This window comes from Thauera terpenica 58Eu (genome assembly GCF_000443165.1).
GTDB classification, from domain to species: Bacteria; Pseudomonadota; Gammaproteobacteria; order Burkholderiales; family Rhodocyclaceae; genus Thauera; species Thauera terpenica.
In genome coordinates this window covers 1-20,663 of the sequence record NZ_ATJV01000042.1, presented here as the reverse complement: position 1 = coordinate 20,663, position 20,663 = coordinate 1, and the positions used below count along the sequence as shown (strand labels likewise).

Sequence of the window (20,663 nt, the reverse complement as noted above, 5' to 3'; positions counted from 1 at the left end):
CTTCGAAGTCCTGTACGGGGCGGATTCAACGCGGCGTGTTGCGGTGTGAATGTGTGGCGACGGCCTTGAGCAGGCTGTCCTTGGTGAAGGGTTTGGTGAGGTATTCGTCCGAGCCCGCCATGCGGCCGCGGGCGCGGTCGAACAGACCATCGCGTGAGGACAGCATGATCACCGGCGTCGATGCCAGTTCTGCGTTCTTCTTGATCAGGGCGCAGGTCTGATAACCGTCGAGGCGGGGCATCATGATATCCACAAAAATGACGTCAGGATTGTGGTCGGCAATCTTTGCCAGGGCGTCGAAGCCGTCTTCGGCAAGCAAGACCTGGCAGCCGGCCTGGCCGAGAAAAATCTCGGCGCTGCGGCGGATGGTGTTGCTGTCGTCGATGACCATCACCTTCAATCCGGCAATGTCCATTGGATCTGTCCTTGATTGTTCGGGCTTGCTGTCGGCTGGCCTGGGCTCAGATTTCGACGAGCTCAAAATCTTCCTTGCGCGCATGACATTCCGGGCAGGACCAGTCGTGAGGGAGGTCTTTCCAGCGTGTTCCTGGAGCAATGCCTTCCTCGGGCGCTCCAGCGGCCTCGTCGTAAATGAAGCCGCAGATGAGGCACATCCAAGTCTTGTACGGGGTGTCGGCCATGGTTCTCTCAACTTGAGAGCAGGGGGTAAAATAACGCGCATCTTAACTCATCCCGAATGACGCCTCCGTGGCGGACTTCTCGCTCATGGCAATTGATATTCCCGCCACGCCACCCGCAGTGTTGTGCTTTGGCGCAGGTGATGCGACCGCCGGCAGCGGGCTTGCGGCTGACATCCTGACGCTGGCGAGCATGGGCTGCCATCCGCTGCCCGTGCACACGGCGGTCTTGCTGCGTGATACGCGCAGCGTCGATGAAGTGTGGGCGCAGGACGCCGAAATTGTCGTCGCCCAGGCGCGGACCATACTCGAGGACATTCCGGTCGCAGCCTTCAAGCTCGGCTTCTGCGGCAGCGTGGAAAACCTGGCCGCCATCGCCGAGATCCTGTCCGACTATCCGGATCTGGCGCTGATCGTCGAGCCTGCGCTGTATGCCTGTGGCGACCTCGGTGAGGCTGGTGAGGAGATGAGTGCCGCGCTTGCCGACCTGATCCTGCCTCAGACCACACTGCTCGTGCTCGGGCGTCATGAGTTGTGCCGTCTGGTCGGGGTGGCGTGCAGCGATGGCGAGCACGATGAGACGGAGTTGCCTGCAGTGGACGATGCGCTCGCGCAGGTGCTCGCTGGCGGCACCGAATACATCCTGCTCACCGGCGGGAGCGAGCACGGTCCACAGGTCGTCAACAGCCTGATCGGGCAGGCGGGCAGCGTGCGCACCGATGCCTGGCCGCGGCTTGGGGGGCGCTTCCTGGGTGCGGGCACAACGCTTGCTGCTGCGGCCGCCGCGGCGCTTGCGCATGGCATGGACTTGCCCGAGGCGGTGCGCGAGGCGCAGGAGTTCACCCAGCAGGCCTTGCGCCACGCCTACCGACCGGGCATGGGGCTGGCCTTGCCCGACCGCTTCTTCTGGGCGCGCGGCAAGGGGGATGCAGATGAGTGAGGCGGCGCGCGGGCCAGTGCTGCGCGGTCTTTATGCGATCACGCCTGACGAAACCGATACCGCCCGCCTGCTGGCGCTGACCGAGCGCGTGCTGGCGGGGAAGCCCGCCTTGCTGCAGTACCGCAACAAGCTGGCCGGGCCGGCCCTGCGCCGCGAACAAGCCCTTGCGCTGCTTGAGCTTTGTCGCGCGGCTGGCGTGCCGCTGCTGGTCAATGATGACCTCGCCCTCGCGCTTGAGATCGGCGCCGACGGCGCTCACCTCGGGCGCGACGATGGCGAGCCGGCAGCTGCACGGCGTGCGCTGGGCGCCAGCCGCATCCTGGGCGTGACCTGCTATGCCGATTGGGCGCGCGCCAGCGCCGCAGCCGAGGCCGGTGTGAATTACCTCGCCTTCGGCGCGATCTTTCCGTCTGCCACCAAGCCCCATGCGCCGTCTGCGCCGCTGGCGCTGATCAGCCGCGCACGGCGTGAGCTGAAGCTGCCGGTGGCGGCGATCGGCGGCATCACGCTGGATAACGCTGCGCAGGTGATTGCGGCCGGTGCTGAGCTCATCGCGGTGGTGAGCGATGTCTTTTCCGCGCCCGACCCTGCGGCGCGCGCGCTCGCCTATCGCGCCCTGTTCTGAGCGCGGTGCGCGATCGATCGGCGTTCTTGATCCCTGTGCTGGACCCGGACCGGTTGTGGGCGCGACAATGGCGCCTTTCGAATGCAGTCCAGGATGAGCGCCCCATGACCAGTCGTAGCGAAACCCTTTTTCAGCGTGCCCAGAAAACCATTCCGGGCGGAGTCAATTCACCGGTGCGCGCCTTCCGTTCGGTGGGCGGGACGCCGCGCTTTCTTGAGCGTGCCGAGGGCGCGCGGGTGTGGGATGCCGATGGCAAGGACTACATCGACTATGTGGGCTCATGGGGGCCGGCGATCGCCGGTCATGCTCACCCGGCGATTGTCGAGGCGGTGCGTGAGGCGGCCCTGAAGGGCTTGTCGTTTGGCGCGCCCAACGAGGGCGAAGTGGTGATGGCGGAGCTGATCTGCGAGCTGCTGCCCTCAGTGGAGATGGTGCGCCTGGTCAGCTCGGGCACCGAGGCGACGATGAGCGCGATCCGGCTGGCGCGTGGTTTCACCGGGCGCGATGCGATCCTGAAGTTCGAGGGTTGCTATCACGGTCACGCCGACAGTCTGCTGGTGAAGGCGGGCTCGGGTTTGCTGACTTTCGGCAATCCGTCCTCGGGCGGTGTGCCGGCCGATTTTGCCAAGCACACGATCGTGGTCGATTTCAATGACTTGCAGCAGGTCGAAGAGGTGTTCAAGGCGCGCGGCGACGAGATTGCCGCCATCATCGTCGAGCCGGTGGCGGGCAACATGAACCTGATCAAGCCGCAGCCGGGCTTCCTCGAGGGCCTGCGGCGGGTGTGCACGCAGTATGGCGCGGTGCTGATCTTTGATGAGGTGATGACGGGCTTTCGCGTCGGCCCGCAGGGCGTGCAGGGGCTGTATGGCGTCACGCCGGATCTGACCACGCTGGGCAAGGTGATCGGTGGTGGCATGCCGGTGGGCGCTTTTGGCGGGCGGCGCGACATCATGCAGCACATCGCGCCGCTGGGTGCGGTGTATCAGGCGGGCACGCTGTCGGGCAGTCCGGTGGCGGTGGCCGCGGGGATCGTGTCGCTGCAGCTGACGCGCGCACCGGGTTTTTATGAAGGCTTGACGGCTAGTACGCAGCGCCTGGTCAGCGGGCTGGCGGCGGCGGCGGCCGAGTCGGGCGTGTGTTTCAGCGCGGATTCGGTGGGCGGCATGTTCGGCGCGTATTTCACCGCCACCGTGCCGACGAGCTTTGCCGAGGTGATGGGCGCGGACAAGGAGCGTTTCAACCGCTTCTTCCACGCCATGCTCGACGCCGGTCACTATTTCGCGCCCTCGGCGTTCGAGGCGGGTTTCGTGTCGGCGGCGCACAGTGACGCCGATATCGATGCGACGATCGCGGTGGCGCGTGAGGTGTTCGCGGCACTGGGCTGATCGCGGCTTGTAATCCGCCGGGGCTGGGCCGGGTATTCCTTCCGAAGGCTGCATCGCTACGCGATGCTGGCGGAGGGTACGTAAATGAGCGCCCTTCGGGCTCAGCGCTGCGCTCAGACAGTCCTCGCCTTCTTCAGGAATACCCAGCCCATCCCCGGCTCGCAGTGTCCGTGATCTGGGGCTGGGTGGGTGAGTGAGGTGCTCGTTCGAGGGCTGCACCACTACGCGATGCTGGCGGAGGGTACGCAAATGAACGCCCTTCGGGCTCAGCGCTGCGCTCGGACAGTCCTCGCCTTCTTCAGGAATACCCGGTCCAGCCCCGGCTGACGGTGTTCGTGTTCCGGGTGGGGCGCTGCCCGATTACAACAGGAACAGCGTTGCCAGGCCGAGGAAGATGAAGAAGCCGCCGGAGTCGGTGAGGGCGGTGATCATCACCGAGCCGCCGATGGCGGGATCGGCACCCAGGCGCTCGCGCAGCATGGGGATGATGACGCCGGCGCAGGCGGCCAGCAGCAGGTTGAGGGCCATCGCCCCGGTCATCACCAGGCCCAGCGAGACGCTGCCGTACAGCCACCATGCCAGCACGCCCAGCAGCCCGCCCCAGGCGATGCCGTTGAACAGGGCGACGCCGAGTTCCTTCTTCAGCAAGCGCTTCATGGCTGAGGGCTCCACCTGGCCCATGGCGATCGCACGCACGATCATCGTGGTGGTCTGGTTGCCCGAATTGCCGCCGATGCCGGCCACGATGGGCATCAGCGCTGCCAGCGCGACCAGTTTTTCGATCGAGCCCTCGAACAGGCCGATCACGCGTGAGGCGACGAAGGCGGTGACCAGATTCACCGCCAGCCAGGCCCAGCGGTTCTTCACCGAGTCCCACACCGAGGCGAAGATGTCTTCGCCTTCGCGCAGGCCGGCGTTGCTCAGGATCTCGGCTTCGGATTCCTCGCGGATGTAGTCGACCACGTCGGCCACGGTGAGGCGGCCGATGACGCGCTTCTCGCTGTCGATGACAGGCGCTGAGACGAGGTCGTAGCGCTCGAAGGCCTGTGCGGCTTCATCGGCTTCGTCCTCGGGGGTGAAGCTGATCACCGTTTCCGAGCGCATGACCTCGGCCACTTCCTTCTCGGGGTCGTTGATGAGCAGGCACTCCAGGGTCAGGATGCCCTTGAGGTGATCTTCGCGGTCGACGACGAAGAGCTTGTCGGTGTGGTCGGGCAGTTCCTCGAAACGGCGCAGATAGCGCAGCACGACTTCAAGGCTGACGTCTTCGCGCACCGTCACCATGTCGAAGACCATGAGCGCGCCCACCGAGTCTTCCGGGTAGGACATGGCCGCGCGCAGTTGTTCGCGGCCTTCGGGGTCGAGGGACTGGAAGACGTCCTGGATGACCTCGGGCGGCAGGTCGGGTGCGAGATCGGCGAGCTCGTCGGCGTCGAGCGATTCGGCCGCAGCCTTGAGCTCCGCGGGCGCCATGCTCTCGATGAGCGATTCACGCACGGCATCCGAGACCTCGAGCAGGACCTCGCCGTCGCGTTCGGCCTTGATCAGGTTCCAGACGTAGAGGCGCTCTTCGAGTGGCAGCGCTTCGAGGATGTAGCCGATGTCGGCCGAGTGCAGCTCTTCGAGCTTGGCCGCCAGTTCCGCTTGCTGTTGCTTGTGCACCAGGCTCTCGACCATCTCGTGGCGAGGCACGTCCTGCTGGCTGACCAGGTTTTCGACGGCTTTCTGGCGTGCGAGCAAGTCCTGCACTTCGCGCAGGTGTTGCTGGACATCGTCGGGATGGAGTTCCTCTTCCTGCGTCATGGGATTCCAGCAGCGTGGCGGAGCAAAAGCGGGATTCTACGGGCTTGGTGCGCGCCTTGCGACTGTTGCAGGCCTTCCGCGCTCAGATCTACGCGGAGTTTGTTGCGCTGCAACACAGAAGGTCTCGACAAAGCGCGCAAAAGCGCGGCAGCTTGAGTTCAGGGCACCTGCGAGGCCTGCATCCGGCGCTGGATACGGTCGGCGTGGGCGGCCAGGCGCGGGCCGTAATTGCGCTCGTAGTGCCTGGGGTTGGGCAGCATCACCGCCAGCCGGGCGGCCTGTGACGGCCCCAGCTGCGCGGCGGAGCTGCGGTAGTAGCGCTGCGCGGCGGCTTCGGCGCCGAACACGCCCTTGCCCCATTCGACCACGTTCAGGTACACCTCGAGAATGCGGCGCTTGTCCCAGGTCTGTTCGATCATCACCGTCAGCACCGCTTCCTGGCCCTTGCGCAGCCAGCTCCGCGAGGGCGAGAGGAAGAGGTTCTTGGCGAGTTGCTGGGAGATGGTCGAGCCCCCGGCGCTGAGGCGACCGCGGCGCTCATTCTTCTCCAGCGCGCGCTGTATGCCCTCCCAGTCGAAGCCTTCGTGATCGAGGAAGCGGTCGTCCTCGGCGGCGACCACCGCGCGCTTGAGGTGGATGGAGATGCGCTCGTAGGGCACCCAGTGGTGACGCAGCTCGGCCTTGGGGTCGGACGCGCGCAGCTCAGCAAGCCGCATGCGCATGAAGCTCGTGCTGTCCGGGTCGAAGCGGCTCCACCAGATCACCTGGGTGAACAGCACCGCTTGCCAGAACAGCACCAGCAGGAACAGTGCAAGCAGGCTGTGGCCCAGCCAGATCAGCCAGTTGCGGGGCGTCGGCATGGCGGCTCAGGGGCCGCCGAGCTCGCGCCGGAGCTCGGCGAGCACGGCGCTGCTGTCGGGGCGCAGGCCGCGCCAGAGCGCAAAGCTCTCCGCGGCCTGCTCGACCAGCATGCCCAGGCCGTCGGCGGTGCGCGCCGCGCCCTCGGCGCGGGCCGCGGCGATGAACGGAGTGTCGTCGCGGCCGTACATCATGTCGTAGGCGAGTGCGCCGGGGGCGTAGAGCCCGCCTGGCAGCGCGGGCGCGGCGTCGGCCAGGCTGGCGGCGGTGGCGTTGATGACGAGGTCGAACTGTTGGCCGGCGAGCGCTTCGAAACCGCAGGCGTGCAGCTGTGTGCTGGCGGCAGAGCCGGCAAAGCGGGAGGCCAGCTCCTGCGCCTTGCGCGGCGTACGATTTGCAATCGTCAACACGGCGGGCTGTTCGTCCAGCAGGGGCAGCAGCGCGCCGCGGGCAGCGCCGCCTGCACCCAGCAGCAGAATCCGCCGCCCTTTGAGGGTGCAGCCGAGATGGACGCTGAGGTCACGGACCAGACCGGCGCCGTCGGTATTGTCGCCAAGGATGCCTTCGCTATTGAAGCTCAGGGTATTGACCGCGCCCGCGGCGCGCGCACGCGGCGTGTGCTGGTCTGCAAGGGCGAAGGCTTCGAGCTTGAACGGTACGGTGACATTCATGCCGCGCCCGCCGGCGGCGCGGAAGGCGTGCACGCTGGCGCTGAAGCCGTCGAGCGGCGCGAGGATGGCTTCGTAACACAGGGCTTGCCCGGTCTGGCGCGCGAAGGCGGCGTGGATGCGGGGCGACTTGCTATGCGCGATCGGGTGGCCGATGACGGCGTAACGGTCCATGGAGAGCTCTCAGTTGGTGCGCACCTGGTCGGCGTTGGTGAAAGCCCAGGTGCGGGTGATCTCGATGATGTCGGTGTCCTTGCGGATGGCGGGCGGGAAGGGCGCATAAGGCGCGGCCAGCTTGACGATGCGCACCGCGGCTTCATCAAGCAGGGCGTGCCCCGAACTGCGGTGCACGCTGACTTTTTCCACCGTACCGTCGGCGCGGATGGTCACCGACAGCAGCAGGCTGCCGTACACCCGGCCGCGCGCAGCCTCGGGGTAGTTCAGGGTGCCCACCCGCTCCACCTTCAGACGCCAGTCCTCGACGTACTGGGCAAAACGGTATTCCTTGGTTCTTGCGCCGATGAATTTCTTGCGCGGGCGCTTGGCGATTTCGTCCAGATTGCGGTCGATCTCGGCTTCGATGCGGGCGACCGCTGCCGCGCTGTCGAGCAGGTCGAGACCGCTGATCTGTTGTTCGGGCTGGGCTTGTTCGATCTTTTTTGGTGCCGATGCAATCCTGGCCGGCGACTTCTTCTCGCGCGTGATCACCTGTTTTTGCTCGCGCACCGGTTCTTGCGTGCGACGCCTGGCTTCGACCAGCGCGTCGCCGTCGCGCTGCGTGGCTTGCGGTGGCAGCGGGGATTTGGGGCGTGCCGGCTGTTCACTGCTGCCGCCGCCATCGACGTTGGCCTGGGCGCGCAGCTCCGCCTGCGGTGGCGCCTTGGCGTGGCGAGTGTTGACCAGCACGACTTCCAGGCCCCTGTCCTTGGCCGGCTTGGCCTCGGGCATGCGGAACTGCAGGCTGAGCAGCAGCGCGTGCACAGCAAGCGAGACCGCAAAGGCCAGCAGCATCAAGCGTGTCCCGTGCCGGCTGCGCTGTGATGCAGGCGCCCGCGGCGTGGCGCTGGGGCCGCCCACCGGCGCTGCAGCGGAGGCGGTGGCGGAAGGCGGGGCGGCCATGGTCACGGCTCAGAGCGGGCCGAAGGCGTCCGCGGCCAGGCTGTCATCCTGGGTTTCCGGCTCTGCCAGCACGCGTTGGAAGCGCGCGTCGACCTCGACGTCAAGCAGGTCGGTATGTTCGACCACCAGTCTCACCTGGCTGCCAGGCAGCTGCAGCGGCATTGACGGCACCCTGAACATGAGCGGAATTTCGCCCAGGCGCACGATGTTCTCGCGTACCACGGTTGCGTCGACCTCTCCGCGCTGATGTTGACGTAGCCAGCGCAGACACCAGTAGCGTTCCATGCGGCGCTGGAATTCGGCGTAGTCGGCATAGGTCAGCTCGAAGTCACGCAGGGCCGCCATGAGGTCGGCCGAGCGCGGCGCGAAGGCGGGGGTGCCGCCTTGCAGTACCGCCACGATCTGCCACTGGTTGACCAGATCCACGTAGCGTCGCAGCGGGGAGCTCGACCAGGCGTAGCACTCCACGCCCAGGCCCTCATGGGGTGCGGCGACGGTCGTCATGCGCACCTTGCCTCCGCCCTGGGCGCGGTACAGGCCGGGCACGCCGGCCTCGTCGAGCAGGCGGCCCCAGGTGACATTGGCGTGGATCATGAGCTCGGCGACCAGCTTGTCCAGCGGTGAGCCGCGCAGACGGCGGCTGATGCTGACCAGGCCGGGGCCGTCTGCGCTGCCTTGAGTCCAGTCCACGCTGAAGCCGAAGTCCACACGGTCTTCGTTGCCACCGGCCTTGCCACGTCCGGCCTCGAGCACGGTGGCGAGGTCCCACAGCAAGGTGAGTTCGCGCTTCCAGGTGAAGTCCGGGCCGCCCTCGCCGTGCACAGAGGCGTCGTTGAACAGCGGTTCGATGTCGTGATGGCGCAGGTTGGCGACAATGGGTACGAGCTCGACCCGGCTTTCCTGGCCGACGATCGCCAGCCCCGGGGTGATGTCCAGGTAGAGCGATACCGCCGGGCACTCGCGTCCGGCAATGAGGGTGAAGGTCTGCACCACTTCGTCGGGCAGCATGGTGAGCTTGTCGCCCGGCATGTAGATCGTGGACAGGCGACGGCGTGCGATGGCGTCGAGCTCGGTGCCGCGCACGAAGCCCAGCGCCGGAGCGGCAATGTGGATGCCGATGCGCCAGCCACCGCCCGCGCGCGGGGTGACCGAGAAGGCGTCGTCGATCTCGGTGGTGGAGGCATCGTCGATCGAGAACGCGACGACCTCGGCGCGCGGCAGCTGGCTCGGCCAGCTTGCCGGCGCAAAGGCGGGAAAGCCGGCGCCTTCGGGGAAGTTTTCGAACAGGAAGCGGTTGTAGTGGAAGTCGTAGCTCGAACTGAGCGCGCCGCACTTGAGCAGCAGGCGCGGGGCTGACAGGCCGGTATCGACACAGGCGGCTTCCAGCGCCTTGATCTCGTTGCGGTTGCGGTCGGGGCGGTACAAGGCCTGCGGCAGCAGTGCGCCGAGTTCGGTCGGCAGACGGCCTTCGACCAGTTCGGCACGCATGTGCTCGATGAGCGCGGCCTGCTGGCGCTTCTTTTCCAGTCCGGCGAGCGCGGCCTGCAGGATTTCCGCAGGGGCCTTGCGAAAACGTCCCTTGCCCTTGCGGTGGAACCAGATCGGCGCCGAATGCAGGCGCAGCAGGACGGCGGCTGATTCGACCGCGGTGGGTTTGTGGCCCTGGTATTCGGCGGCGAAGTCGGCAAAGGCGAACTCCTCGTCACCGCACACTTCCCAGAGGAACTCGATGTCCAGCTCTTCAGCTTCCGCTTCGGCCCGGCGCAGGAGTTCCGCGGGCGCGGGCTCGAGGAACTCGAGCAGCACGTTGGCGCGCTTGAGCTTCACGCGCTTGCCGTGGGTGTTCTCGACCTGCAGGGTGGCTTCGTTATCGGCGAGGATCGTGCCAGCTTTGAAAGCTCCGTCCTCTTCATACAGCACGAACATCGGCATTGGCCTGGAAAAATCAAGCTGCCTAGTTTACTGGATTCGGCCGGCTTGCCCCAAAGCCATCGCGCGCACGACGCGGACATTCGTTGCCGATGGGTTGAGGTTTTCGGGCGCGCCTGCGCGCTGTGCTTCAGCCCGGGCGTCGAGCGGTGGCGACCAGCGTGTGTGCAGGCAGGATGAAGCCGCCGCGTGCATCGCCACAGACATGGCCGGCAAGCTCATCGACGACCGCGCTGCGCAGGGCCTGCTGGCTGGCCTCGGGCAGGCGGCCGAGGGCCTCCGCAGCGCCGCCGGCGAGGTCGAGGAAGGCCTGCCAGTAGTCGTCGGCGTCGGCAAAGTGGCAGCTGAACGCGCACGGACGGATGTCGATGTCCACGAAACCGGCGGCGGCGAGGCTGGCTTGCAACACCTCGGCCTCGCCGAAGCGGAACACCGAGGGGCGTGCGACCTTGGGCGCCGGCAGCAGGCGGGCGATGCAGTCCTGGGCGCGGTGGATGAGGGGCACGGTCTCGCGTGTGCCCCATACCGACAGTGCAACGAGGCCGCCGGGGACGAGCACGCGGTGCATTTCGGCGAGCGCGCGTTCGGGGTGGGGAAAGACGAACAGCGCCAGCCCTGCTAGCACGCGGTCCACGCTGGCGTCGGCCAGGCACAGCTGTTCGGCGTCAGCGGCGGCAAAGCACGGGGTGCTGGCGTGTTCGCCGCAGCGCCGGGCGCCTTCGGCCAGCATGCCCTCGGCAATATCGGTGGCGAGCACGGTGCCGCCGGGGGCGATGCGCAGCGCGGCGTCGCGCGCCAGCAGACCAGGTCCGCTGGCAAGGTCGAGGACGCGCTGGCCGGGGGCGAGGGCGGCGGCATCGAGCAGGGCGGTGGCGAGCTCGGCGCGCAAGTGCGCACCTTCGGCGTAGCGTGCCGCGATGCGGTTGAAGCCGGCGCGTTCCATCGCCTTGAAGCGGCGCGCGTCGAAGGCGGCGGGTGAGGAGGTGGCTGCGGGTGCCGGGTCGGCTGCGCTGGGCTTGTTCGTGGGCGGGTTCATCGGGTGTCATCCCCTGCCGGCACGGCGAAATCGATCACCGCGTCGAGATAGTCTTTCCAGCGTGAAAAGCCGTGGTTGCCGCCTTCGAGGATGGTCTGGCGCGCGCCGGCGTACTTGATCACCGCGTGACTGTAGTCGAGCACTTCGTCGCCGGTTTCGGCGAGCAGCCAGTAGCGCTCGGGGCGGGTGATGGCCGCGACCTCGAGGGTGCGTAATTCGTCGAGGTGCTGATGGGTGAATTCAAAGCGCTCGCCGGTGTAGAGGTTGTCCTGCATGCCGACGAAGCTCTCCAGCGCCAGCGGTGCGACCACCGCCGGATTGATCAGCACCGCGCGCAAGCCATGGCGCTCGGCCAGCCAGGTGGCGTAGTAGCCGCCGAGCGAGCTGCCGACCACGGTCGGCTGCAGTCCGGCGCGCCGGGCGCGGGCAATTTCGGCCTCGGCCAGGGCGATGGCGGCACGTGGTGAGACCGGGAGCTGCTCGCACCAGAAGCGCTCGCCGAGCCCGCGCTCGACCATGCGGCCCTTGAGTGCGCGCGCCTTGATCGAGGCCGGTGCGGAGCGAAAGCCGTGCAGATAGACGATCATCGGGCGCGCCTCCTTCAGGCTTCCGACCACTCGACCCAGCCGAAGTACCAGGTTGCGAGCACGAACAGGCCGAAGGCGATGCGGTACCAGGCGAAGATGATGAAGGTGTGGTTGGAGATGAACCTGATGAAGCTCTTCACCGCCCATATCGCGGCCACGAAGCTGGCGACGAAGCCGACCGCAAACACCGGCAGGTCTTCCGCGCGCAGCAAGGCCCAGTTCTTGTAGAGGTCGTAGGCGGTGGCGGCGAACATGGTGGGGATGGCGAGGAAGAAGGAGAACTCCGTCGCCGCCTTGCGTGACAGGCCGAAGATCAGACCGCCCATGATGGTCGAGCCCGAACGCGAGGTGCCGGGGATCATCGCCAGCGCCTGGGCGAAGCCGACCTTGACGGCGTCGCTCCAGCGCATCTGCTCGACCTCCATGATGCGGGGCTTGTAGGCGCGTTTTTCCACGTAGAGGATGATCAGGCCGCCGACGACGAGCGCGGTGGCGACGGTGATCGGGTTGAACAGCAAGGCCTTGATCTTCGAGTGGAACATGAGACCGAGCACGGCGGCGGGCAGGAAGGCGACGAAGAGCATGCCGACGAAACGCTGTGCACTGGGTTCGGTGCGCAGTCCGCTGGCGACCTTGATCAGGCGCTCGCGGTAGTCCCAGCACACGGCGAGGATGGCGGCGAGCTGGATGACGATCTTGAACACCTTGCTGGTGTCGTCGTTGTAGCCGAGCAGGTCGCCGAAAATGATGAGGTGGCCGGTGGAGGATACCGGCAGGAATTCGGTCAGGCCTTCGATGATGCCGAGGACGAGTGCGACGAGGAGGAGGGGGAAGTCCATGCGGCGAGTCTTTCTGGTGCGGAGGAGCCGGCGATTATAGCGGCTCGGACCTTGCGTCGCGGTGGCGGGCGAATGTCGTGGCCCGTGCTGCGCCTGTAGACGACGATGCGGAGGATAATGCGCGGCCTGACCAAACCGAAGCTGAGCCATGAGGGCTGAACCCCGGGGCGAACGTCGCCCCTTAGCGCTGCCGACCTTTGACGACTGCCTGAGTGTCGACCGTCCACGCTTGCGCCGCATGGCGCGCGATCTGGCGCGGCCGGCCGCGCCGCGGCGTGAGCCAGCGGCGGGCGCGGAGGCTGCCGAGCGTGCGCTGGCGCAGCGCGCTCGCCTGCAGGCCGATTTCGATGCCTTGCTGCAGCGTTCGCGCACCGCGCTTGGCGCCCGTCTTGCGGCCCTGCCGGTGCCGGAGTTCCCGCCCGAGCTGCCGGTGTCCGCGCGCCGTGAGGAGATCGCCGCGGCGCTGGCCGCGCATCAGGTGATCGTCGTCTGTGGCGAGACCGGCTCGGGCAAGACCACCCAGTTGCCCAAGATCTGCATGGCGCTGGGGCGCGGCGCGGCCGGCCTGATCGGCCACACCCAGCCGCGCCGGCTGGCGGCGCGCGCCACCGCGAGCCGGATCGCGCAGGAGCTCAACAGCCCACTTGGCCAGGTGGTGGGCTACAAGATCCGCTTCACCGACAAGCTCAGCGCCAACAGCCACGTCAAGCTCATGACCGATGGCATCTTGCTGGCCGAGACCCAGACCGATCCGCTGCTCGCGGCCTACGACACGATCATCATCGACGAGGCGCACGAGCGCAGCCTGAACATCGACTTCCTGCTCGGCTACCTGCGCACCCTGCTGCCGCGCCGGCCTGACCTGAAGGTGATCGTGACTTCGGCCACGCTCGATGCCGAGCGCTTCGCCAGGCACTTTGCCGACGCCGCCGGCAAGCCGGCGCCGGTGATCGAGGTCTCGGGTCGCCTGTATCCGATCGAGATGCGCTACCGGCCGGTGGAAGGTGAGGAGTCCGCGCCGGTCGCTGCGGTGCCGGCCAAGGCTGAGTGGGGAAGGGATGGGCGGGCGAAGGAGCGCAGCCGTGATCTGATGGACGCGCTCGTCGATGCGGTCGACGAGGCCCAGCGCTGCGGCCCGGGCGATGTGCTGGTCTTTTTGCCCGGCGAGCGCGAGATCCGCGAGGCCGCCGAAGCGCTGCGCAAGGCGCAGCACCTGCCCGGCACCGAGATCCTGTCCTTGTTTGCGCGCCAGTCGGCGCAGGAGCAGGCGCGCGTGTTCTCGTCCTCGAGCGGGCGGCGCGTGGTGCTGGCGACCAATGTGGCCGAAACCTCGCTCACCGTGCCTGGCGTGCGCTATGTGGTGGACACCGGGTTGGCGCGCATCAAACGCTATTCGCCGCGCACCAAGGTCGAGCAGCTGCAGGTCGAGAAGATCGCGCAGTCGGCCGCGCAGCAGCGCGCCGGGCGCTGCGGTCGGGTCATGGACGGCATCTGCTTTCGCCTCTACGACGAAGACGACTTCACGCGTCGCCCGCTGCACACCGACCCCGAGATCCTGCGCTCTTCGCTCGCCGGCGTGATCCTGCGCATGAAGTCGCTCAAGCTCGGCGGGGTGGAGGATTTTCCCTTCATCGATGCGCCGGGCTCGCGCCTGATCGGCGATGGCTACGCCTTGCTCGCCGAACTGGGCGCGATCACCGACGACGATGAGCGCAGGCTGACACCGAGCGGGGTCGAGCTCGCCCGCCTGCCGCTCGACCCGCGCATCGGGCGCATGATCCTGGCCGCGCGCGAACGCGGTGCGCTCGCCGAGTTGCTGGTGATTGCCGCCGCGCTGTCGGTGCAGGATCCGCGCGAGCGCCCGCCGGACAGCCCCGGTGCGGCGGATCAGGCACATGCGAAGTTTCGTGGTGGCGAGCAGGATGAGCGCTCCGAGTTCCTGTGGTACTGGCACCTGTGGAAGGCCTGGGACGAGGTGCAGCGCCACGAGTCGTCCTCCAAGCAGAAGGCCTGGTGCAAGCGCCATTTCCTCAATTACATGCGCATGCGCGAATGGCGGGATGTGTTTGCCCAGCTGCACGCGCTGTGCGCCGAGCACGGCTGGAAGGAGAACACCCAGCCCGCCAACTACGAGTCCATCCACAAGGCGCTGCTCGCGGGGCTGCTCGGCAATATCGGCTTCAAGCTCGAGGACGCGGTGGGGGCGCAGGCCGGCGCCTATCTGGGCGCGCGCGGCATCAAGTTCTGGCCGCATCCGGGCTCGACGCTGGCGAAAAAGGCCGGCAAGTGGATCATGGCCGCCGAGCAGGTGGAGACTTCGCGTCTGTTCGGGCGCTGCATCGCACGCATCGAGCCGGAATGGGTGGAAGAGGTGGGTGCGCATCTGATCAAGCGCCAGGTGTTCGAGCCGCACTGGTCGAAGTCTGCGGGCGCGGTGCGCGCCTGGGAGCGCGGCACGCTCTACGGTCTGGTGATCTATCCGCGGCGCGGCGTGGCTTATCGCGACATCGACCCGGCGCTGTGCCGTGAGCTCTTCCTGCGCGAAGGTCTGGTGCAGGGCGAGATCGCCGAGGGGCCGGCGCGGGCGATGGGCTTTCTTGCGCACAACCAGCGCCTGGTGGCCGAGATCGAGCGCCTGGAGCACAAGTCGCGCCGCCCCGACGTGCTGGTCGATGAGGCGCTGATCGAGGCCTTTTACGACAGCAAGATCCCCGCGGAGGTGTGCGACCTCGCCGGCCTGGAAGCGTGGCGCAAGACGGCTGAGAAGAGCGAGCCAAAGCGGCTTTATCTGCTGCGTGAGCAGCTCATGCGGCACGAGGCCGAGGGCGTGACCACCGACCGCTTCCCGCCGACGATGGCGGTGCTGGGGCAGAAGTTGAAGCTCGTGTACCTGCACCAGCCGGGGGAGGCCGACGATGGCGTGACCCTGATCGTGCCGCTGGCGATGCTCAACCAGATCCCCGCCAGGCGCTGCGAGTGGCTGGTGCCCGGGCTGCTGGAGGAAAAGGTTGCGGCCTTGTTGAAGACCGTGCCGCAGAAGCATCGCCACCGCCTGCAGCCGGTGGGCGAGAGCGCGGCGGCGTTCATGACCAGCTTTGAAGCCGGCGAATTCGACACCGATGAATCCTTGTTGAAGATGCTGCAGCGCTTCGTTGAGGAGCGTGTGCAGCTGAAGCTGCCGCTTGAGAGCTTTCGTGCGGAGAACCTCAAGGCCCACGCCTTCATGAACTTTCGCGTCATCGACGAGCATGGGCGGGTGATGGGGCAGTCGCGGGATCTGATGGAGTTGCGCGCGCGCTTCCGTGACCAGGTGGCGGCGCGCTTCTCGGCGGCAAGCGTCGGTGGTGCGCTGGCCGGCGCCTTGTCCGCGGTCGGGGTGGTTGACGGGGACGGGCTGCGTCGGGATGTGACAGCCGGGGATGAAGGTGCAAGCCGCCATAGGCCTACGCGCTCTGCCACTGAGGGCAAGGGCGTACCTAAAGCGGAGGCTGGCAAGGGGAAGGTCGTACCTGCAGCCGCCGGCAGCGCGCGCGAGGCGGACAGTGCCGGGAGCGGCGCTGCGGCGCTGGCTGGCCTGACGCAGTGGAGCTTCGGCGCCTTGCCCGAGTTGCTCGAGATCCGCGTTGGCGGGCGTGAGGTGATCGGCTTTCCGGCGCTGCACGACGATGGCGACAGTGTCTCGCTACGGCCCTACGACACGCCCGAGGAGGCGGCGCGCGTGCATCGGCGTGGGCTCGCGCGTCTGTTCGCGCTCAACCTGAAGGATCAGGTGCGTGCCATCGAGCGCTTGCCGGGCTTGCGCGAGCTGGCGCTGCAGTACATGAGCTTTGGCACCGAGGCCGAGCTCAAGGCGCGCCTGGTGGAGGCCACGCTGACGCGATGCTGCCTGCTTGAACCCTTGCCGCTGGATGCGGCGGTGTTTGCGCAGCGCTGCAGCGAGGCGAAGGCGCGCGTCACTTTGGTGGCGCAGGAGTTCGTGCGCCTTGCCGGACAGCTGTTGATCGAGCATGCGGCGCTGGCGAAGCGTCTGGTGGGGCTGAAAACCTTCCCGGATGCGGTTGCCGACATGCAGGCGCAGATCGCGGCGCTGTTGCCAAAGGATTTCCTCGTCGCCTTTGCGTGGGAGCGGCTGGCACATTTCCCGCGCTACCTGAAGGCGGTTTCGATTCGCGTCGACAAACTGCGTAACAACCCGGCGCGTGATGCGCAGTCGATGGCGGAGTGGAAAGCGCTGGCGCAGGCCTGGGAGCGCGAACTCGCCGCCAAGCGCCGGGCCGGTGTGGCCGATGCGGCGCTGGAGGATTTCCGCTGGATGCTGGAGGAGTTGCGTGTCGGGCTGTACGCGCAGGAGCTGAAGACGCCGATGCCGGTGTCGGTCAAGCGTTTGCAGAAAATCTGGGATAGCCGGGCGCGTTGAATGTGACCGACTCCTCTCCGCCTCAGTTGAGCGGGATGATGAGGGGTGGGATGTTGACGCCGATCACCAGCGCTGGCGAGCGGCTGTAGCCGTAGCCGTATGACGGCATGGGCTGCTGGTAATAGTGATGGTGCACTTCGCGTTCGCGGTAGTGGCGCGGCCGCTCGCGGATGATCACCCGCTCCCGGTATACGGTGCGTTCGTCCCAGTCACGGTGTTTCTTGTAGTGACGCTTCTCATGCTGCCAGCGACGATGGTCGCGGTCATCGCGATCAGCGTGGGCGGCGGGGGCTGCGGCAATGAGGATGCCGCCGCAGATCAGCGCGGTAAGGAGTTTGCGTGTCAGGGGCGAATTCATGGCCGGCCTCATCGGAAGTTGATGCAGGGCGTGGCCCTGATGCTGTGGATGCTAGGCGAGTTGGCCTTTGGTGCGCGGCAGCAGAGTGTAAGCGGGCTTGTGTAACAAGGTCCGTCGACGCCTGTCGTCCGTGTTCCGGTTTGTTTTGATTTTGTCGCCATTCTTGCTAGACTGCTCGGCTTCCCTTGCTCCACCGGACCGCATGCCGGGGGGCTGTAACAACCAACCGCAAGGAGTTTGCATGCGACATTATGAAATTGTCTTCATCGTCCACCCTGATCAATCCGAGCAGGTGCCGGCGATGGTCGAGCGTTACAAGGCGCTCGTGACCGCGCGCAGCGGCCAGATTCACCGTCTGGAAGACTGGGGTCGTCGCCAGATGGCTTACCCGATCCAGAAGGTGCACAAGGCTCACTATGTGCTGATGAACATCGAGTGCGATGGCGAGACGCTGACCGAGCTCGAGCATGCCTTCAAGTTCAACGATGCCGTGCTGCGCCACCTCATCATCAAGATGAAGAAGGCGGTCGCCACGGCCTCGCCGATGATGAAGGAAGAGAAGTCGCGCTCGCTGAGCACCTCGACTGAAGAGGCCAAGCCGGCCGCGGCCAACGAGGGCGAAGCGACTGCTGCCTGAGTTGCCTGGTCCGGGGCTGAATGAACTGCGCTTCGATGCGCGCGTGGCCGAGTTGCTGCCGCTGCGTCGAACGCCTGCCGGAGTGCCGGTGGCAAGCTGCGTGCTGGCGCACGAATCGAAACAGATGGAGGCGGGTTTGAGCCGCGATGTTTCGGTGGAGGTGCAGGCGGTGGCTGTCGGTGATCTCGCTGGCGTGCTGGCAGGCGTGAAGCCCGGGGCGGTCCTGCGGCTCAGTGGCTTCCTCGCGGCGCGAAGCCTGCGCAGTCGAAGCCCGGTGCTGCACCTGAATACAATAGAATTTCTCGAAGGAAACTGAAATGGCTTTCAAGCCCAAGTCCAAGTTCAAGAAGAAAGACGATCGTGGCGGTCGTGGTCTGTTCAAGCGGCGCAAGTTCTGCCGCTTCACCGCGGAGAAGATCGAAGAAGTCGACTACAAGGATGTGGACATCCTGAAGGACTTCATCACCGAAAACTCCAAGATCATGCCGGCACGCATCACCGGCACCAAGGCTGGTTACCAGCGTCAGCTGTCGGTCGCGGTCAAGCGCGCCCGCTTCCTGGCTCTGATGCCCTATACCGACCTGCACCTGTAAGAGGGAATAGACATCATGCAAATCATTCTCCTCGAAAAGGTCCAGAACCTCGGTGGTCTGGGTGACGTGGTCAAGGTCAAGGACGGTTACGCGCGTAACTTCCTGATCCCGCAAGGCAAGGCCAAGCGCGCCACGCAGTCCAATCTGGCCGAGTTCGAATCGCGTCGTGCCGAGCTCGAGCGCGCTCATGCCGAGAAGCTGGCTGCCGCGCAGGAACTCGCCACCAAGCTCGAAGGCGTCACCGTCAAGGTCGCACGCAAGGCCGGCATGGATGGCCGTCTGTTCGGGTCGGTTGGCAATGCCGATGTGGCCGAAGGCCTGGTCGCCCAGGGCTTCGACATCGACCGCGCTGCGGTCCGCATGCCTGACGGTCCGCTCAAGCAGGTGGGTGAGGTGCAACTCGAAGTTGCGCTGCACTCTGACGTTCTCGCTACCATCACCGTTGCGGTGGTTGGCGAACAGTAATATCGGCGGCGTTTTGCGGGCTGATGAAAAGGGCTGCCGTGGGCAGCCCTTTTTGCTTGATGCGTGGGTCATCCGGGCATCTGCTGTGACGCGCGTCGCTGAAATTCGAGGTGGTGGTTTCGAGAGGTGTTTGCGATGAGTTCTCCGTCTTCCCGTTTTTCCTCCTATCCGTCCGATCCGCAGATCGCGCAGATCAAGCTGCCGCCGCACTCGCTCGAGGCCGAGCAGTCGCTGATCGGCGGGGTGCTGCTCGACAATCAGGCCTGGGAGCGTATCGCCGACATCGTCAGCGAGGGCGACTTCTATCGCGACGATCACCGTCGCATCTATCGCCAGATCACCAGGCTCATCGACCAGGGGCGACCGGCGGACGTGGTCACCGTGTTCGAGTCGCTGGAAAAGAACGGCGAGGCCGAGCAGGCCGGGGGGCTCGCCTACCTGGCCGAGATTGCGAACAATACGCCCTCGGCGGCCAATATCCGTCGCTATGCCGAGATCGTTCGTGAGCGTGCAATCCTGCGCAAGCTGGTCGCGGTCGGTGATGAGATTGCGGCGAGTGCGTTGAGCCCATCGGGCAAGGATGCGAAGGCATTGCTCGACGAGGCAGAGGCCAAGGTATTCGAGATTGCGGAGGCGGGGGCGCGTAACAGCAGCGGCTTTGTGTCCATCCAGCCCATCCTGAAGCAGGTGGTCGATCGTGTGCAGGAGCTCTACGACCGCGACAATCCGTCCGAAGTGACCGGCGTGCCAACCGGACTGGTGGACCTCGATGAGAAGACCTCCGGCCTGCAGCCCTCCGACATGATCATCATTGCCGGACGCCCGGCAATGGGCAAGACCACCTTCGCGCTGAACCTGGCTGAGCACATCGCCATCGAGCAGCGCCTGCCGGTGGCCATTTTTTCCATGGAAATGCCGGGCACGCAGCTGGCGACGCGCTTCATCTCCTCGGTGGGGCGGATCGACATGCAGAAGATACGCAGTGGACGGCTCACCGATGACGACTGGCAGCGGCTGACGATGGCGATGGGCAAGCTCTATGACGCACCGATCTATATCGACGACACGCCGGGGCTCAACCCCATCGATCTGCGCGCGCGCGTGCGCAGGCTCGCACGTCAATGCGGTCGGCTCGGCCTGGTTGTCATCGACTACCTGCAACTCATGAGCGGCACGCGCGAAGGCGAGAACCGGGCGGCCGAGCTGTCCGAGATCTCGCGCTCGGTGAAGTCGCTGGCGAAGGAGCTGCATGTGCCCATACTGGCGCTGTCTCAGCTCAACCGCAGCCTGGAGCAGCGCCCGAACAAGCGCCCGGTGATGTCCGACCTGCGCGAATCAGGCGCGCTCGAACAGGACGCCGACATCATCATGTTCATCTACCGGGACGAGGTCTACAACCCGGACTCGCCTGACAAGGGCACGGCGGAGCTGATCATCGGCAAGCACCGTAACGGACCCACCGGTACGGTTCGCCTCACTTTCATCGGTGAAAATACGCGATTCGAGAATTACGCCGGATCGCCGGGATTCTGAGTCCGGCGCTCGAGCTCGGTACGCATGCGCGCATAGAAATCTTTAAGCGTGCGCGGACCTTGACCTTTGCTTTTTGGTGTCTATAATTCGGCCTCTCCTGGCGCTGACGCGGTTTGATTCCGGTCTTTGCGGTGGTGCTGGGGATGAGGCGGGTTGGGTGTTTCGGGGGTTTCGGGTCGTGCGGTTGGAGGCACGGTTCGTTAAAAAGAGTTCCCGGGGTGCTTGACAGG

The 20,663-nt window shown here is 66.1% G+C and carries 20 protein-coding genes; 9 read left to right on the top strand and 11 right to left on the bottom strand.

All coding sequences use genetic code 11. The features are described from left to right. Window positions 1-25 precede the first annotated feature (25 nt). Both M622_RS24610 and M622_RS24605 read right to left on the bottom strand, forming a co-directional pair. Entirely contained in the window at window positions 26-415 is a 390-nt protein-coding gene (locus M622_RS24610) for a response regulator (RefSeq protein ID WP_021248229.1), read from the bottom strand. A gap of 46 nt (window positions 416-461) precedes the next feature. Then, window positions 462-614, bottom strand: coding sequence for a rubredoxin (locus M622_RS24605; protein WP_306415631.1), 153 nt, complete (start codon window positions 612-614; stop codon window positions 462-464). 112 nt (window positions 615-726) lie between these two features. Between M622_RS24605 and thiD the strand changes: the two genes are divergently transcribed. From thiD to hemL, 3 genes are all read left to right on the top strand, one after another. Continuing rightward, window positions 727-1,578 (top strand): bifunctional hydroxymethylpyrimidine kinase/phosphomethylpyrimidine kinase, encoded by an 852-nt coding sequence (gene thiD / locus M622_RS24600; RefSeq protein WP_031346336.1) that lies wholly within the window; start codon window positions 727-729, stop codon window positions 1,576-1,578. Next, window positions 1,571-2,203 (top strand): thiamine phosphate synthase, encoded by a 633-nt coding sequence (thiE, locus tag M622_RS24595; protein ID WP_021248226.1) that lies wholly within the window; start codon window positions 1,571-1,573, stop codon window positions 2,201-2,203. The genes thiD and thiE overlap by 8 nt, the downstream gene beginning before the upstream one ends. A gap of 104 nt (window positions 2,204-2,307) precedes the next feature. After that, window positions 2,308-3,591 carry a glutamate-1-semialdehyde 2,1-aminomutase gene (hemL, locus tag M622_RS24590; protein ID WP_021248225.1) on the top strand — a complete coding sequence of 428 codons (1,284 nt, stop codon included), beginning with the start codon at window positions 2,308-2,310 and terminating at the stop codon, window positions 3,589-3,591. Window positions 3,592-3,951: 360 nt separating this feature from the next. On the opposite strand, the gene mgtE is transcribed toward hemL, so the two are convergent. The 8 genes from mgtE to M622_RS24550 all read right to left on the bottom strand — a co-directional run bounded on the left by mgtE (window position 3,952) and on the right by M622_RS24550 (window position 12,430). Continuing rightward, a complete protein-coding gene (mgtE, locus tag M622_RS24585; protein WP_021248224.1) occupies window positions 3,952-5,394 on the bottom strand; it encodes a magnesium transporter in 1,443 nt (480 codons plus the stop codon). A gap of 158 nt (window positions 5,395-5,552) precedes the next feature. Next, window positions 5,553-6,254, bottom strand: a complete 702-nt coding sequence (mtgA, locus tag M622_RS24580) for a monofunctional biosynthetic peptidoglycan transglycosylase (RefSeq protein ID WP_021248223.1) — start codon at window positions 6,252-6,254, stop codon at window positions 5,553-5,555. A 6-nt stretch (window positions 6,255-6,260) separates the two neighbouring features. Continuing rightward, complete coding sequence (gene aroE / locus M622_RS24575) at window positions 6,261-7,094, bottom strand: shikimate dehydrogenase (protein WP_021248222.1); 834 nt, start codon at window positions 7,092-7,094, stop codon at window positions 6,261-6,263. A gap of 9 nt (window positions 7,095-7,103) precedes the next feature. Continuing rightward, a complete protein-coding gene (locus M622_RS24570; protein ID WP_031346335.1) occupies window positions 7,104-8,039 on the bottom strand; it encodes an energy transducer TonB in 936 nt (311 codons plus the stop codon). A 9-nt stretch (window positions 8,040-8,048) separates the two neighbouring features. Beyond that, entirely contained in the window at window positions 8,049-9,965 is a 1,917-nt protein-coding gene (locus M622_RS24565; RefSeq protein WP_031346334.1) for a ribonuclease catalytic domain-containing protein, read from the bottom strand. Window positions 9,966-10,098: 133 nt separating this feature from the next. Further along, entirely contained in the window at window positions 10,099-11,004 is a 906-nt protein-coding gene (locus tag M622_RS24560) for a class I SAM-dependent methyltransferase (protein WP_021248219.1), read from the bottom strand. Next, window positions 11,001-11,591: a YqiA/YcfP family alpha/beta fold hydrolase gene (locus M622_RS24555; protein ID WP_021248218.1), complete on the bottom strand. Its 591-nt coding sequence runs from the start codon at window positions 11,589-11,591 to the stop codon at window positions 11,001-11,003. Before M622_RS24555 ends, M622_RS24560 begins: the two co-directional genes overlap by 4 nt. Before the next feature lie 14 nt (window positions 11,592-11,605). Beyond that, window positions 11,606-12,430, bottom strand: a complete 825-nt coding sequence (locus tag M622_RS24550; RefSeq protein WP_021248217.1) for an undecaprenyl-diphosphate phosphatase — start codon at window positions 12,428-12,430, stop codon at window positions 11,606-11,608. A 148-nt stretch (window positions 12,431-12,578) separates the two neighbouring features. Here M622_RS24550 and hrpA point away from each other — a divergent pair, with 148 nt between their 5' ends. After that, on the top strand, window positions 12,579-16,847 hold the full coding sequence (hrpA, locus tag M622_RS24545) for an ATP-dependent RNA helicase HrpA (protein ID WP_031346333.1): 4,269 nt from the start codon (window positions 12,579-12,581) through the stop codon (window positions 16,845-16,847). 22 nt (window positions 16,848-16,869) lie between these two features. Here the strand turns inward: hrpA and M622_RS24540 are convergent, their stop codons facing one another. Further along, entirely contained in the window at window positions 16,870-17,205 is a 336-nt protein-coding gene (locus M622_RS24540; RefSeq protein ID WP_021248215.1) for a hypothetical protein, read from the bottom strand. Window positions 17,206-17,446: 241 nt separating this feature from the next. On the opposite strand from M622_RS24540, the gene rpsF reads away from it, so the two are divergent. From rpsF to dnaB, 5 genes are all read left to right on the top strand, one after another. Beyond that, window positions 17,447-17,842 (top strand): 30S ribosomal protein S6, encoded by a 396-nt coding sequence (gene rpsF / locus M622_RS24535; RefSeq protein WP_021248214.1) that lies wholly within the window; start codon window positions 17,447-17,449, stop codon window positions 17,840-17,842. A 1-nt stretch (window position 17,843) separates the two neighbouring features. Continuing rightward, a complete protein-coding gene (gene priB / locus M622_RS24530; protein WP_021248213.1) occupies window positions 17,844-18,158 on the top strand; it encodes a primosomal replication protein N in 315 nt (104 codons plus the stop codon). A 1-nt stretch (window position 18,159) separates the two neighbouring features. Then, a complete protein-coding gene (rpsR, locus tag M622_RS24525) occupies window positions 18,160-18,435 on the top strand; it encodes a 30S ribosomal protein S18 (RefSeq protein WP_021248212.1) in 276 nt (91 codons plus the stop codon). 15 nt (window positions 18,436-18,450) lie between these two features. After that, complete coding sequence (gene rplI / locus M622_RS24520) at window positions 18,451-18,900, top strand: 50S ribosomal protein L9 (RefSeq protein ID WP_021248211.1); 450 nt, start codon at window positions 18,451-18,453, stop codon at window positions 18,898-18,900. 135 nt (window positions 18,901-19,035) lie between these two features. Then, the gene (gene dnaB / locus M622_RS24515) at window positions 19,036-20,433 is read left to right on the top strand and encodes a replicative DNA helicase (protein WP_021248210.1); all 1,398 of its coding nucleotides are present in this window, start codon (window positions 19,036-19,038) and stop codon (window positions 20,431-20,433) included. The last annotated feature ends 230 nt before the right edge of the window (window positions 20,434-20,663 follow it).